The sequence below is a fragment of the Bradyrhizobium sp. LeoA1Lang genome, assembly GCF_055413685.1.
In genome coordinates, this window is sequence record NZ_JBVAPG010000075.1 from 25541 (window position 1) to 40427 (window position 14887).

Consider the following 14887-nt stretch of genomic DNA (forward strand, 5'->3'; position numbering starts at 1 on the left):
TCCAAACGACGCATAGAGCCGAGCGCCAATACGCACGTCAGTTTGGTCATTGGCAACGATCGTGTTCCCTGCTTAATTTTCCCTGCGCGAAACCGGCCCGCCAGTGGCCGGCGCAACCGGGAGAACGCCAATGCCTGCTTACCGCGCCGTCGGACTATCTTTGGGAGCTGCAGTCCTGCTCTGCAATCTCGCCTTCAATCCTGTCCATGCGAAACCCTTCATGATCGTCGGTCTCGACGAGAAGCTATTATGGGATGACGATGGAAAACCGATCCTGTCGGTGCCCGGCAAGGACCAGGTTCTCATCCTCGACCTCGCCAATCCCGAAAATCCCAAGACTGTCGCCTCCCTGCCGCTGAAGAATTCAGTGGTGGGACCGCCGGTCAATCTCGACATCGACCCGACCGGCTCGATCGCTCTCGTCGCCGATTCTGTCGATGTGACCAAGGACGGCGATGCGCTGAAGCAGGTGCCGGACAACAAGGTCTATGTCATCGATCTCAAGGCCAACCCGCCGAAGCTGGCAGCGACTGTTACCGTCGGCAAGCAGCCCTCGGGGCTCAGCATCAGCTCGGACGGCAAGATGGCGTTGGTCGCCAATCGCGGCGACAATTCCGTTAGCGTGCTCTCGATCAATGGGAGCGACGTCAAGGTCACCGATACGATTGCGTTGCCCGACAGCGTCGCCCATGTGGCGTTCACGCTGGACGGCAAGCGGGCGCTTGCTGTCCGCTTCCCCGCACACAAGGTCTCGGTGCTCGATATTGCCGGAGACAAGGTCACCTACAACAAGGTCGATCTGCCGACGGGCCAATGGCCATACAATGTTGCGGTGACGCCAAATGGCAAACTCGCACTGACGTCCGACAATGGCGGCGCCGGCTCATCCGACGGCAGCGTCGACACCACGAGCGTGATCGATCTCGAAGCCAACCCGCCGCGCATCATCGATCGTGTGGTGGTCGGCGACGGTCCCGAGGGCTTGGCGATTTCGCCGAAGGGAGATCTCGCTGTCGCCGCCATTTTGCGCGGCTCCAACATGAAGAACGCGTACTACTATCACAAGAACGGCACCCTCACGGTGCTGAAGATCGACGGCAAGAAGGTGACCAAGACTCAGGACATCGAGGTCGGTGGCTTGCCCGAGGCGGTCGCGTTCACGCCGGATGGCAAGTACCTCCTCGCCGGAAATTACCTGACCCAGGATTTCTCGATCCTGAAAGTCGATGGTGGGAAGGTTAGCGACACCGGCAAACGCTTCAAGGTGCCGGGTCACCCGGCTTCGGCGCGCATGGGGCACTAAGATCGGCATCGAGCCGGAGGGACGATAGGAGCAGCATCGATCACGTGAATGCTATTCTCAAAACGGGAATCGATCACGGCGACAACGATAAACAACCACAGACATTAACGCGTGCTGCCGCCGCGAAACGACGCGGCGGCGCACCATTGCAATCGCCTCGCGAGCAGTTCGGACCGAATGGCGTCGGAGCACGGCATTTGCGGCCGGCGATGGCCTCATCTGCTTCGATTTTTAATTACAATTTTAGCTTCATTTGTCTCTTTAACCCTACCTAAGCATTCATGGGGATTTGCAGGGAGGGTCCTCAAATTTCCAGATTAAGGCCGCCACTGAGATGTACGAGTCAAATCGACATCGCGGGAGAGGGCGGGCATGCATCACATCAACCCCAAGGAATACGCACGACCCGGCTGGTTCGGTCATCGCAAATTGACGCCGCGGGCTTGCGTCGCAGATAGCAAGAAGCACCTTCGTACCTTTCTTTCTGATGCTCTCGAGGATCTCGGGTTCATCACCTCGGAGTGCGGCGAGGCCACCGAACTGGATGGCGCGCTGGACGCGCATCGGCCCGACCTGCTTGTGCTCGGTGTCTCGGTCAACGGGATCGAGGTCGGCAGGATTCTGGAGGTTCTCGTCAGGAAGAATTTCGCCGGCAAGGTTCTCGTCATCGGCCCGCCCGAGTCGATTATGGTAAAAGCGGTCAGGCAAATTGGCGAAGAATACGGCGTAGCCATGCTGCCGCCGCTGGCGACGCCGTTTGGCGCAGGAACGCTGCGCGACAGCGTCGCGATGCTGCTGCCACAGGAGCCCGCGCCGAGCCCCGCGGTCGATGTGGCAGAGGCGCTCAAAGCCGGTTGGCTCGAATTGTGGTACCAGCAGAGGATCAACCTGCGCACGCTGGTGCCCGCGGGCGCAGAAGCTCTGGTCAGGATGCGGCATCCGGCCTGGGGCGTGGTGCCGCCGGCCTATTTCATTCCCGATGAGAGCGATCCGCATTTCCATGCGCTGTCCGAATTCGTGGTCGGTCGCGCCATCGAGGACTGGCACTATCTGCTGGAGCAGAAAGGACCGGTAGACCTCTCGATCAACCTGCCGGTGTCGTTCCTGAGGGATCCGCAAGCCGTGCGCGAACTATGCCGTCGCGTGCCGCAGCACCCCGCCTTCGGCGGCCTGCTGCTCGAGATGGGAAGCGCCGAGGTGATCGAGAACCTGGACCTCGTGATCGAGGTGGCGCGGCAGGTGCGGTTCCACAACATCGCAATATCGGTCGACCAGGTCGGCACCGAGTGGCCGTCGCTGATGGGGTTGAAGAGCTTTCCCTTCGTCGAACTGAAGATCGATCATCAATTCGTCACCGGCGCCGCCGACGACCGGCTGAAGCAGACCGTGTGCAAACATGTCGTCGAACTCGCCCACGACCATGGCGCGCGGGCGCTTGCCCAGGGCGTCGAGACCCGCGCCGACTTCCTCACTGCTCATGCGGTCGGTTTCGACCTGGTGCAGGGCTATCTGTTCGGCAAGCCGATGGGGGTAAAGAAATTCGCCCGCTCGCGGCCTTCCCCGGCTGCGAGCGCGGAATCGAAATCGTGACGTTCACTGCGACGGTCCAGAGGCTCACTGGAACGTCATGTCGATGCATTTCGAGATATCCGAGCCGAGGCCGGAGGAGATGGTGATGCAGCCTCGCACCTTCTGCACGTTGTTGTCGCTGGCCCAGACCGAATAGCCGCCGGGACCGAAGAACGAGTTGGTGTTCGGCGGTTCGGTTTCGGTGGCGTCGAAGGAGTAATTGCCATCGGTGTCGAAGATGCGCGGCCGCTTGGTGCAACCGCCATCGGCCTGCACGTTGATGACCTCCTTGTTGTCACGCGTCAGCGCCAGCGAGACCTGGCAGCGGAAGTATTCCGAGGTCTTGGTGTTGAACAGATAGGCGTAGGACTTGCAGGTCGCGGTGTTGAGCTTGCCGGCGGACAATCCCCGGCTGCAGGCGATGCGTTGGTTGTTGGAGAGCTTGAATTCGTCGGCATAAGCCGCGGTGGCCATCGTCATGAGCGAGAGCGCAATACCGAAACCGATATTCATGCCGGGGGTCATTCGAATCATCCCTATCAAACTTTTCGCAATCATGCGTTTGTAGATGGAAACGGCAACATAGTCGCGAAGCAGGAAATCACAAACCCGCAGGATGCACGTGATGCCGCACGACGACTTCCGTCGTATTGACGGAATAATGGCGTTCGTGATTTGTTCAAGACAAGGGCGCCGGTTTCGGCAGCGACGACTGGGGAGGATGATCATGACTCGATTTCAGGCCAAGACTTTTTTGACGACGACCTTTTTGATGGCGACCTTTTTGATGGCAGCGGCGCTGACGACGCTGGCCGCTCCCGCACTCGCACAGGATGCATCGCCCGCGCCCTGGGAGCTGAAGTCCGACATGGGCTACGCCTATGGCAAGGACGGCTCGACCCTCGCCTACAAGATGGGGACCAACAATGCCGGCCTGCTGCTCAAGGGCGCGAAGAAGGTGCCGAGAGGCACGTTGTTCTTCGTCGGCCAGAACGGCCAGCTCTACATGCGCTCCGGCCCCTATCTCGAGGGCGACGGCAAGTTCATGTTCGGATCGAACTAGGCGGCGCGTGCTTTCGTAGGGTGGGCAAAGCGCAGCGTGCCCACCATCCACGGTCGGCGCAAGAAAGGTGGGCACGCTGCGCTTTGCCCACCCTACGGCCCGCGGACGCTAAAACACCGACGCCAATTCCTTGGCGCCGGGCTTGTTGCTGTTGAAATCCATCCGCTCATCGGTGACCGCGAGCAGCTTTGCCACCGTGTTGTGGCGGATCGCGACCGGGTTGCGCTCGTAGCCGCCGCGCTGGAAGAAGTTCGACGTCGGCACCCTCTCGCGCATCGCTTGCGGCATCGTGACCATGTCGTAGCCGGTGCCGTCGCCGGTCAGATTCATCATCTCGAGCTCGGCCGCGGTCAGCGGGCGGGTGTAGCCCTTGGTCCGCGCGAAGATGACTGACGTCAGCAGCTTGTGGGTCTGCAGCATCGGGCCGACGTCGACATCGAGCACCATGGCATGGACCGCCCAGCCCTGCGGCGTGCTCGCGAGCCGCTCATGCGCCGACCAGTCGTCCGGCACCGTGCGTGCGAACGCGACCATCTTCTTCAGCACCGCGAGCTTGTGATCCATCGCCTTGCGCGCGGGACGGGACAGCGTGGCGGCCTTTTGGGTCAGCACCTTGATGAACTCTGGGCCCTGCTGGGCGATCAACTCGACGGTGTTGGTGGTGAGCAACTGATTGTAGCCGATTGCGGTCGAGATCGCCCTTGTGCCTGGACCGCGGTAGCCCGACTGCATATCGTGATTGCCGCTGCCGCCGGTTTCAAACGAATAGACCCGCACCGCCTGCTCGCGCGTCAAGCCGGCCGCGAGCGCGTAGCGGGCGTAGGCGCGCTTGAACTCGATCTCGGTGGCCGGCCGTTGCGGCGTGAACTGAAACTGCTCGGCGGCAGCCTTCAGGAAATCGGCGACGACAGGAATGGTCCTGCGTGGACGCGACGGTTCCTCTTCTTCCGGTTCCGGATTCACCGGCCGTTTCGGCCCGGTATAGACCGGCGGCTGGTCGAGCACATAATCATCGAGCGCGATCGCCTGCCGCTCGCGCCGCTTGGCGTTGCGGGTGCGGCGCTTCTCGGCGATCGCGCTCCAGTAGGCGCCCGCTTCCTCGTCGAAGGCGGCGCGCGCTTCCTGATATTCCCGCAGCTTGCGGCGATATTCGGCGATTGCCTGCGGCGTCGCTGCCTGCGCCATCGCATCCGCAGTGGATGCCGAAAGGCTGGCAGCCTCGACCGCCACGGCCTCCGGCGCGCTCGCGAACAGCGCGAGCGCGACCAATCCGGGGAAACAGCGAATCAATGGCAGGCGCATCGCTCTCTTGTAGCAAGGACTCCTGCAAAGTCACCCTATCACTCCGGCTCGACGCCGCTGGCCTTCACGAGCTGCGCCCACTTCTTTTCGTCCTTGTCGATGAAGTCGGTGTAATCCTCTGGCGAACCCGGCGTGATCTCGGTGCCATCAGAGCCCAATTGCCGCTTCACCTCGTCCGAGGCGAGCGCATCGCGCAGCACCTTGTTGAGCTTGTCGATGATCGGCCGTGGCGTGCCGGCCGGCGCGGCGAGGCCGTAATAGAGCGAGGCGTCGAACCCGGGAACACCGGCCTCGGCGATCGTCGGCACGTCGGGCAGGAGATCGGAGCGGGTCGAACTCGTCACCGCGAGCGCGCGCAATGTCCCCGCGCTGACATTGGCGTGGGAGGCCGGGATCGGCGCAAATGCCATCGGAATGTGCCCGCCAATGAGGTCGACCAGCGCAGGGCCCGTCCCCTTGTAGGGAACATGCACGAGCGAGATGCCGGCGCTGCGCGCAAAATATTCGCCGGTGATGTGGCTGGCGGTACCGGCGCCGGCCGACCCGAAACTGATCTTGCCGGGATTTTGTTTGGCGTAGGCGATCAGCTCGGCGACGTTCTTGGCCGGGAACGACGGATGCACGACCAGCGAATTCGGCGCATTGCCGATCATGCCGATCGGCGCGAAATCTTTCCGCGGATCGTAGCCCGCCTTCTTGTAGAGCGACGGGCCGATCGCGAGCGTCCCGGTATAGCCGAGCACCAGCGTGTAGCCATCGGGATCGCTCTTGGCGACCGCCTTGGTGCCGACCGTGCCGCCAGCGCCGGGACGGTTGTCGATCACGATCTTCTCGCCGAGCAGCTCGCTCATTTTCTCGGCGATGCCGCGGCCGACGATGGAGGTGCTGCCGCCGGGCGCGAAGGGGATGACGAGCGTGATCGGCCGGTTCGGATAATCCTGGGCCTGCGCGGTGTGAAATGCCGCGCCGACAGCAAGTGCGGCGATGACGGCGCAAAGTCGTTTCTTCCAGGACAGCATGTCCGAACGCCTCCCCTGATGTTTGTTGTTATGGCGGCATTGTCACTCAAATGAGTGGCATCAGCAACCAGACTTCTGATGGCTGAGCCGTCCGTCATTGCGAGCGGAGCGAAGCAATCCATCGCGCCACTCGTGGAGATGTGGATTGCTTCGTCGCTGCGCTCCTCGCAATGACGGCTGAGTGCTGCCTACTTCCAGGCGAAGACCGGCTGTTCGAGATCGGCGACGCGGGTGTCGCGGCCGGCCAGCACTTCGCGGAACTGATAGATCAAGGCGGCCGTCGGCGCGTGGATGTGCTGGCCGGCATGGCGGAAGCGGATCACGCGCCTGACACTTTCGGGAATGGTGGTGAAGCTGAACGCATCCTCCGCCTCGATCGCCTGCAGCGTGATGCGATGGACCGAGGCGACCTCGTCCGGGTTGGGCGCGATCGGCGCCCGAGTGGGGACCCACACCACGATCGGTGTGATGAGATAGCCCGAGCGGGTCGGATAATCGTCGAGCACGCCGAGCACATCAGCATCATCGACGCGGAGGCCGAGCTCTTCGTGCAGCTCGCGGAGCGCCGTTTCCGCCTGGGTCTCGCCAGGGTCGCAGCGTCCGCCGGGCAGCGCCCATTGCGCGCTGTGGCTGCGCAAACTGGCCGCACGGCGGGTGAGCAGGAATGCGGTCTCCTCGCCCTCGCCTCTTGTGAGCGCGATTGCGACCGCCGCACGTTTGAGCAGCGGCGCGCTGTCATCCGGCAGGCGCGTGAATGCCGTACAGAGCTCTGCGATATTCCGCCGGGTGGCATCGTCAAATGTGCGGGCCATTGACCTTGACTACAACAGTCCCGCGTTCGATGAAATGACTTGATATCACGACTTTATCACGCCTTGCCGGACGGAAAGCATCACATGACGAAACCGCCTGCGGAAAAGCTCAAATCCGACGGCTGGAAGATCGTCGATACATCCGGTTTCCTGCATCTGGTCGGACCGCTGTGGCAGCGCCTCGTCGGTGACGAGCATGAATATGCATTGATCACCGAGGACAAGCATCACAATCGCCGTGGCCTGGTACAAGGCGGCGTGATCATGACCTTCGCGGACCGCACCTGCGGCATGACCGCCCGCTACGTCTCGGGCAAGCCGACGCTGGCGACCGTGCAGCTTGATACGCATTTTGTGGAGGCCGGCAAGATCGGCGAAACCTTGATCTCAAAGCCGCGCGTGGTGCGGTCGACCAGGAGCCTGATCTTCATCACCACGGAAGTGACCGTCGACAGACGCTGCATCGCCATGGCGAACGGCGTGTTCAAGATATTGAAGAGCGAGTAGGCTTAACATCCGGGTTCGGAGGAGCAGACGATGCAGTACCGTCAACTCGGCCGCAGCGGCCTGAAGATTTCGCCGATCTGCCTGGGCACCATGATGTTCGGCGGCCCGACCGATGAGGCAACGTCGGCGCGGATGATCGCAAAGGCGCGCGAAGCCGGCGTCAACTTCATCGACACTGCCGATGCCTACAACGCCGGAAACTCCGAGCAGGTGGTGGGCCGCGCGATATCCAACAACAGGCAGAACTGGATCCTCGCCACCAAGCTGGCCAATCAGGTCGGTGACGATCCCAATTTTGGTGGGCTGTCGCGACGCTGGGTGCTGCAGGCGGCGGAGGCGAGCCTGAAGCGGCTCGGCACCGACTACATCGACATCTACTACCTGCACAAGGAAGACCACACGACGCCGCTGGAGGAGACGGTGCGCGCGATCGGCGACCTGATCCGGCAGGGCAAGGTGCGCTATTTCGGCGTCTCGAACTACCGCGCCTGGCGCCTCGCCGAGATCTGTAACATCTGCGACCGGCTCGGCCTCGACCGCCCGATCGTGAGCCAGCCCTATTACAATGCGATGAATCGCATGCCCGAGGTCGAGCATCTCTCGGCCTGCGGCTATTATGGCCTCGGGGTGGTGCCCTATAGCCCACTCGCCCGCGGCGTCCTGACCGGCAAATATCGCCCCGATGCTACCCCCGACAAGGACAGCCGCGCCGGCCGCAGCGACAAGCGCATGATGCAGACCGAGTGGCGGCCGGAATCCTTGAGGCTTGCGCAGGAGATCAAGCAATATGCCGAGGCCCGCGGCATCACCGCCGCGCAGTTCGCGGTCGCCTGGGTGCTGAATTCATCCTTCGTCTCCGCCGTGATCGCCGGTCCTCGCACCGAAGCGCAATGGGACGACTACGTTCGCGCGCTCGACTATCGCTTCACTGCCGAAGACGAGGCGCTGATCGATGGGCTTGTGGTGAGTGGGCATGCTTCCACGCCCGGCTACAACGATCCGGCCTATCCGATCGAGGGCCGGCGGGCGCGGACGGCGAAGCGGTCATAGCCGCGCTCAAGAAATAGGCCGCATACAGTCTTCACCGGCCCCCGCGTCCTAGCGTCGCATCGTCGGGAACGTTCTTGCCAAACCGCTGCGCACGCCTTTGTCTTCCTTCCTAAAAAAGCAGATCTCCAACGATCGCGATCAAAAAAGGGCAGGGAGGAAACCATGACCAAATCCAGCAAGGGCAGTACGTCCAGTCGCCGCCGCTTCCTGAAGGTTGCGGCCGCAGGCGCAGCAGCAAGCGTTGCAGCGCCCACCATCGTCAGCGCGCAGGGTCCGATCAACATGCGCTGGCAAAGCACCTGGCCGGCCAAGGATATTTTCCACGAATACGCGCTCGATTACGCCAAGAAGGTCAACGACATGACCGGCGGCGACCTTAAGATCGAGGTGCTTCCCGCCGGCGCCGTGGTACCGGCCTTCGGCCTGCTCGACGCCGTCTCGAAGGGGACGCTCGACGGCGGCCATGGCGTGCTGGTCTATCACTACGGCAAGCAGACCGCGCTGGCGCTGTGGGGCTCCGGTCCCGGCTACGCGATGGACGCCAACATGCTGCTCGCCTGGCACAAGTATGGCGGCGGCAAGGAGCTGCTCGCCAAGCTCTACGCCTCGATCGGTGCCAATGTCGTCTCCTTCCCGTATGGGCCGATGCCGACCCAACCGCTCGGCTGGTTCAAGAAGCCGATGTCCAAGGTGGAGGACTTCCAGGGCCTGAAATTCCGTACCGTCGGCATCTCCATCGACGTGTTCACCGGCCTCGGCGCAGCCGTCAACGCGCTGCCGGGCGGCGAAATCGTCTCGGCGATGGACCGCGGCCTGCTCGACGCCGCCGAGTTCAACAACGCCACCTCTGACCGCGTGCTCGGCTTCACCGACGTCTCCAAGATCTGCATGCTGCAGAGCTACCATCAGAATGCCGAGCAGTTCGAGATCATGTTCAACAAGGCCAAGTACGACGCCCTGCCGGACAAGATGAAGGCCATCATCTCCAACGCCGTCGAAGCGTCCAGCCAGGACATGAGCTGGAAGGCGATCGACCGCTACTCGAAGGACTACGAGGAGATGCAGACCAAGGACAAGGTCAAGTTCTACAAGACACCGGACTCGATCCTGCAGAAGCAGCTCGAGATCTACGACCAGGTGGTCGAGAGGAAGTCGGCCGAGAACGCGCTGTTCAAGGAGATCGTCGAATCCCAGCTCGCCTTCGCCAAGCGCGCGACGCAGTGGGAGAACGACACGGTGGTCAACCGGCGCATGGCCTACAACCATTATTTTGGCCCGAACGCCAAGAAGAAGACCTGAGCGGGCGCCGCGCACGACCGAAAGCGTCATCCGGGGACACCGAACCCCGGATGGCGCTTCCGCTGTCTCTACACCAACCCGATACTTCCGAAAACGGCCGATAGCGAACGCAGATGAACGCACAGCGTTTCCTGTACATGATCGACGGCATCAGCACCTGGACCGGCAAGGCCGCGGCGTGGCTGGTCGTCGGGCTGATGGGCCTCGTCTGCGCCGAGGTCTTCAAGCGCTACATCCTCAACATGCCGACGGCCTGGATCTTCGACGCCTCCAACATGCTGTACGGCACCCTGTTCATGCTCGCGGGCGCCTACACGCTGGCGCAGAACGCCCATGTCCGCGGCGATTTCCTCTACAGCTCGATGCGGCCGCGCCTGCAGGCCTCCCTCGACCTCGTGCTGTATTTCGCATTCTTCCTGCCGGGCATCGCGGCGCTGGTCTACGCCGGCTGGGACTATGCGCTCGATTCCTGGCGCATCAACGAGCATTCCAACGTGACCGCCGACGGTCCGCCTGTCTACCACTTCAAATTCATGATCCCGCTGGCCGGAGCCTTGGTGCTGCTGCAGGGCGCAGCCGAGATCGCGCGCTGCGTCATGTGCCTCAGGACCGGCGCCTGGCCCGATCGGCTCCGCGATGTCAGCGAGATCGACGTGGTCGAGGAGCAGCTCGCGCATAGCGAATATGTCGATGAAGAATCGCGCAAGGCCGCGATCGCGCATGCGCAGGACATCGAGGAAAGCGCGCGGCAGCGCGGCATGGGCGGGGACCTGCAACGATGAGCGATCCGGCACTCGGGCTGTTGATGCTCGTCCTCATCGTGATCGTCATCATGATGGGCTTCCCGACGGCGTTCACGCTGATGGGCCTCGGCATGTTCTTCGGTTTCTTCGCCTATCACCGTGGCGGTGAGGCCTGGGGCGACAACCACATCTTCGACCTGATGGTCCAGCGCACCTATGGCGCGATGACCAACGACGTCCTGATCTCGATCCCGCTGTTCGTGCTGATGGGCTACGTGATGGAGCGCGGCGCGCTGGTCGACAAGATGTTCTATTCGATTCAGCTCGCCTTCCGCCGCCTGCCCGCTTCGCTTGCGGTGGCGACACTGATCGTGTGTACCTTCTGGGGCATCGCCAGCGGCCTGGTCGGCGCCGTCGTCGTGCTGATGGGCGTCATCGCCTTCAACCCGATGCTGAAGGCCGGCTACGACGTCAAGCTCGCCTCCGGCGTCATCACCGCCGGCGGCACGCTCGGCATCCTGATCCCGCCATCGGTGATGATCATCGTCTATGCGGCGGTCGCCGGGCAGTCGGTGGTGAAGCTCTACGCCGCGGCGATGTTTCCCGGCTTCTTCCTCGCCTTCCTCTATCTGCTCTACATTGTCGGCTGGGCGCTCCTGAACCCGAAGATTGCGCCGAAGCTTCCCGAAAGCGAAACCAAAGTCCCGGTGCGGCCCTGGATCGCCAAGCTGCAGCAGTCTTATTCGCGCAAGATGCTGCCGGCGCTGCTTGCGGCGGTGCTGATGCCCGGAAGGGCCGTCAACGCCAGCGTGGATGGCACCCGCGTCACCTATTCGATGCTGCTGACGAGCCTCGGTCACGCCCTCGTGCCTCTGGTGCTGACGCTGGCGACCCTGTGGGCTGCCTGGTGGTACGTCGTGATCCACCAGCAGCCGGATATTCAGCCGCAGCTCCCGGCCGCCGCGCAGCAGCAGCAGCAGCAGCGAGCGCAGGAGACGCTTCAGCCGCTTGGCGCGGGGGCCCAGCCCGCGGAAGACAGCACGGAAGAGAAACTCGAGGAGCTCGGCGGCGGCGCCAGCCGGTCGGAGGCCGCCACGAAGAACGAGCCGGAAGTGCTGGAGCAGATGGGCAGCGCCGAGCTGCGAGGCAAGACCATCGCGGCACCAGCGGAGCTTGGACCACCGCCGGAGTTCTATACTTATTTCGCGTTCATCGCCGGCATCTGCGGCCTGCTGCTTCTCTACTATTACTGGACCATGGAGGCCGAGCAGTTCGAGGTGCTGCGGCTGCTCATCACCTCGGTGATGCCGCTCGGCATCCTGACGGTGGTCGTGCTGGGCGTGATCCTGTTCGGCATCACGACCGCGACCGAATCGGCGGCGGTGGGTGCGGCCGGCGCCTTCCTGCTGGCGTTCCAGGCGCGGACGCTGGACTGGAAGCGCACCAAGGAAGCGGTGTTCCTGACCGCCAAGACCACCTCGATGGTGTGCTGGCTGTTCGTCGGCTCGGCGCTGTTCTCGGCGGTGTTCGCGATCCTCGGCGGCCAGGCGCTGCTGGAGAGCTGGGTGCTGTCGCTGAACATGTCGCCGGTCCAGTTCATGATCCTGTCGCAGGCGATCATCTTCATCCTGGGCTGGCCGCTGGAATGGACCGAGATCATCGTGATCTTCGTGCCGATCTTCCTGCCGATGCTGAAGCACTTCAACATCGATCCCGTTCTGTGGGGCGTCCTGGTGTTCGTGAACCTGCAGGCGGCGTTCCTGTCGCCGCCGGTCGCGATGTCGGCGTTCTATCTGAAGGGCGTGGCGCCGAAACACGTCACGCTGAATCAGATCTTCGCCGGCATGATGCCCTACATGCTGATCGTCATCATCTGCATGGTGCTGATGTATATCTGGCCCGGCCTCACGTTGTGGCTACCGAACTATCTGTACGGCAACTGACAGGTCGGCACGGGTCTTCTCGATACTCCTAGAGCATTTTCGGTTCTGATTGAATCAGAACCGAAGCTCTAGATTCTTGTTTTGACGCGTTTTCTTCACGCGAACCGGTATCCACTTCGCTCGAAAACGCTCTAATTCACTGCATTGAACTTGTAGGATGACTGCAGGAACGTGCCGAAGCGTTCGGCGCGGATCGGGAGGGTCGATGTCGGAACTAGACTGCCGAATCCTCTATCGAGGACATCGGTCGCCCACATCGACCAGAAGCGGCCACCGACGCCGACGCTGAAGCGCTCGGTCACGTCGTAGGTCAGCACGGCTTCGAGCTGCATGCCGCGCCCGGTGCCGTTGGTCGGGGAATAGGGCGACGACTCGTCAGAACGCAAGTAATGTGTATCGAGACCGGAAACCGAGACGTAGGGCAAATAGGCCGCATCGGCCGTGAGCTTGAGCCCCGGAGCAATCGTGACCATGCCGTTCACGCCGACGCGCAGAGAGTGCCAGTCTTCGGACTGCGAGATTGTGATCCCGGTGGTCGGCGACGGAACGGCGCAAATCACACCGCCGCCGGGATACGCAATCTGCGCGCATCCATAGGAGTCCTTGCGGTCGCGATAGAAATTATAGCCTGCGAACGCCCCGAGTTTCGCGCCCGGCGTTTCCAGCAGGGTGTATCCAACGTCCAGCGTGGCATAGGCAATCGTGCCCTCGACCCTGCCCTGGTATGTGTTCGAATAGGCCATGGCCGTGTCGCGATAGGTTGGTAGCCAATCCTCATCGTTCATGTGGCCGGATGTCAGCCCGCCGCCGCCGGCGAAGCCTTTCAGGAACACCCTGGCCGGACTGTCGACCCGGCCGAACACCTCACCGGAGTGCCCTGTGGTCTCATAGGTGAGCCGTGAAATCAGCGCGTTCTGCAGCGGCTGATCTGTGCTCATGCCGAGATCGTTCTGATAGCGACCGCTGCTGTACCAGTAGCGCGCACCGACTTCCGCCGACCACCCGGAGACCGACGGCGCCGCCGTCAGCAAAGCGAGGGGCCGGTTGTCCCAGCCGCGCGATGCGTCCGCACCAGGGCGATAGTTCACGCCCAGCTTGACGACATGGCTGTCCTGCCGGACTCCCGTCGGCAGACCAGCGGTCTCGACCAGGCTGGCTGGATCGAGCGGCACCGTCTGAAAACCGCCAAGCGGCGTCACGATGTCGCGGCCCCCGAAATTGGCATAGTCGTATTCCAGCTTCATCGACCAAGCCGGTGCCAGCGCGTGCTCGACACCGAGCCCGATTGTCCATCCCCACTGCACCGCATTGGCGTTCACCGAAGCTTCCGGCCGCCCGAAGAAATCGAGAGCGTTGGTCGTCATCGATAAACGGCTCGACAGAAACGCGGCGCCGCCTTTCACATAGGCCAGCGAGTGACCGGCCGGCCCGAAGGCCTGGCCGACCCGCCCGGTGATGGTTCCCATCACATCCTGCTGGATACGGCAGTTCGCCGAGACGAACAGGCCGGAATAGGCGAGACAGGTGTTGGTGCCGTCGGCATCGACGGCGGACACGTCGGCTTCGAGGCCGAACACCCACGGCGATCCAGCCTGCTGCCAGTTGTAGCCAAGCTGGCCGCCGATGAGGGCCGTCGGCGTACGGATGTCGTCGCCATAGATCGACGGACCGTAGGGATCACCGACATGGGTGATGCCGGAGCCTCCGCCAAAATGTCCGCCGATATAGAAGCCGCTCCAGGTCCACGGCAGCGGCGGCGCCTTCACGACCGGCCTCACAATGTCCGCAGAAAAAGCATCCGTTCCGTTCAGCGCCATGAGCACGCCGACCGCCACCACGTACCGCATCCGTAACACGAGCCGAGTCCTTTTCTTCGAGGAAACCAACTACGCATTACTGAGCCCGCACTATGGTAGGGGGCGAAGATTCGAACACCACCGGAGATAGCACATCAGCCGCACCCCGCAACAGCGGCTCGCGCGGAATGGAGCCAAGCATTACCACGGGAGGTTGTAGTGGCGCAGTTCGTAGGATGGGTTTTGCTTCGCTCTACCCATCCTACGACTGTCGTCCCGTCGAAAGACGGGACCCATAACCACAGCGAGATGTCTTGGCGCGAGCAAGCGGTTGCAGCGGAGCACACGACAAAAGCCTGTGGTTGATGGGGTGGACGGCCCCCTACGGCATCAGTTGTGCCAGAATGAGGTTGTCGAAATCTCAAACGAGGGAGCCGTCCGTGACGCAGATTATCCGCATTGGAATGGATACGTCGAAGCA

Annotated in this window: 13 protein-coding genes; 8 read left to right on the forward strand and 5 right to left on the reverse strand. The window is 62.5% G+C overall.

The window, feature by feature from the left end; translation table 11 throughout:
- Positions 1-130: 130 nt before the first annotated feature.
- Both ACZYOF_RS24000 and ACZYOF_RS24005 read left to right on the forward strand, forming a co-directional pair.
- Complete coding sequence (locus ACZYOF_RS24000; protein WP_463717329.1) at positions 131-1303, forward strand: lactonase family protein; 1173 nt, start codon at positions 131-133, stop codon at positions 1301-1303.
- Between the two features lie 372 nt (positions 1304-1675).
- Positions 1676-2893 carry an EAL domain-containing response regulator gene (locus ACZYOF_RS24005; RefSeq protein ID WP_130583495.1) on the forward strand — a complete coding sequence of 406 codons (1218 nt, stop codon included), beginning with the start codon at positions 1676-1678 and terminating at the stop codon, positions 2891-2893.
- Positions 2894-2917: 24 nt separating this feature from the next.
- Here the strand turns inward: ACZYOF_RS24005 and ACZYOF_RS24010 are convergent, their stop codons facing one another.
- Positions 2918-3397: a hypothetical protein gene (locus ACZYOF_RS24010; RefSeq protein ID WP_028168237.1), complete on the reverse strand. Its 480-nt coding sequence runs from the start codon at positions 3395-3397 to the stop codon at positions 2918-2920.
- Positions 3398-3644: 247 nt separating this feature from the next.
- Here ACZYOF_RS24010 and ACZYOF_RS24015 point away from each other — a divergent pair, with 247 nt between their 5' ends.
- The gene (locus ACZYOF_RS24015) at positions 3645-3935 is read left to right on the forward strand and encodes a hypothetical protein (protein ID WP_130583494.1); all 291 of its coding nucleotides are present in this window, start codon (positions 3645-3647) and stop codon (positions 3933-3935) included.
- 108 nt (positions 3936-4043) lie between these two features.
- On the opposite strand, the gene ACZYOF_RS24020 is transcribed toward ACZYOF_RS24015, so the two are convergent.
- The 3 genes from ACZYOF_RS24020 to ACZYOF_RS24030 form a co-directional block, all read right to left on the reverse strand.
- A complete protein-coding gene (locus ACZYOF_RS24020; protein WP_463717330.1) occupies positions 4044-5237 on the reverse strand; it encodes a hypothetical protein in 1194 nt (397 codons plus the stop codon).
- Positions 5238-5275: 38 nt separating this feature from the next.
- Positions 5276-6256, reverse strand: a complete 981-nt coding sequence (locus tag ACZYOF_RS24025) for a Bug family tripartite tricarboxylate transporter substrate binding protein (RefSeq protein ID WP_282526607.1) — start codon at positions 6254-6256, stop codon at positions 5276-5278.
- A gap of 188 nt (positions 6257-6444) precedes the next feature.
- Positions 6445-7068, reverse strand: coding sequence for an NUDIX hydrolase (locus ACZYOF_RS24030; RefSeq protein ID WP_130582741.1), 624 nt, complete (start codon positions 7066-7068; stop codon positions 6445-6447).
- Between the two features lie 84 nt (positions 7069-7152).
- On the opposite strand from ACZYOF_RS24030, the gene ACZYOF_RS24035 reads away from it, so the two are divergent.
- From ACZYOF_RS24035 to ACZYOF_RS24055, 5 genes are all read left to right on the forward strand, one after another.
- Positions 7153-7575 (forward strand): PaaI family thioesterase, encoded by a 423-nt coding sequence (locus ACZYOF_RS24035; RefSeq protein ID WP_130582742.1) that lies wholly within the window; start codon positions 7153-7155, stop codon positions 7573-7575.
- A gap of 30 nt (positions 7576-7605) precedes the next feature.
- The gene (locus ACZYOF_RS24040; protein WP_463717331.1) at positions 7606-8625 is read left to right on the forward strand and encodes an aldo/keto reductase; all 1020 of its coding nucleotides are present in this window, start codon (positions 7606-7608) and stop codon (positions 8623-8625) included.
- Between the two features lie 162 nt (positions 8626-8787).
- Positions 8788-9924 carry a TRAP transporter substrate-binding protein gene (locus tag ACZYOF_RS24045; RefSeq protein ID WP_463717332.1) on the forward strand — a complete coding sequence of 379 codons (1137 nt, stop codon included), beginning with the start codon at positions 8788-8790 and terminating at the stop codon, positions 9922-9924.
- A 113-nt stretch (positions 9925-10037) separates the two neighbouring features.
- Positions 10038-10706: a TRAP transporter small permease subunit gene (locus tag ACZYOF_RS24050; RefSeq protein ID WP_282526603.1), complete on the forward strand. Its 669-nt coding sequence runs from the start codon at positions 10038-10040 to the stop codon at positions 10704-10706.
- On the forward strand, positions 10703-12610 hold the full coding sequence (locus tag ACZYOF_RS24055; RefSeq protein WP_463717333.1) for a TRAP transporter large permease: 1908 nt from the start codon (positions 10703-10705) through the stop codon (positions 12608-12610). Before ACZYOF_RS24050 ends, ACZYOF_RS24055 begins: the two co-directional genes overlap by 4 nt.
- A gap of 131 nt (positions 12611-12741) precedes the next feature.
- Here ACZYOF_RS24055 and ACZYOF_RS24060 read toward each other — a convergent pair whose 3' ends face one another.
- Positions 12742-14457, reverse strand: coding sequence for an outer membrane beta-barrel protein (locus ACZYOF_RS24060; RefSeq protein WP_463717334.1), 1716 nt, complete (start codon positions 14455-14457; stop codon positions 12742-12744).
- Positions 14458-14887 lie beyond the last annotated feature (430 nt).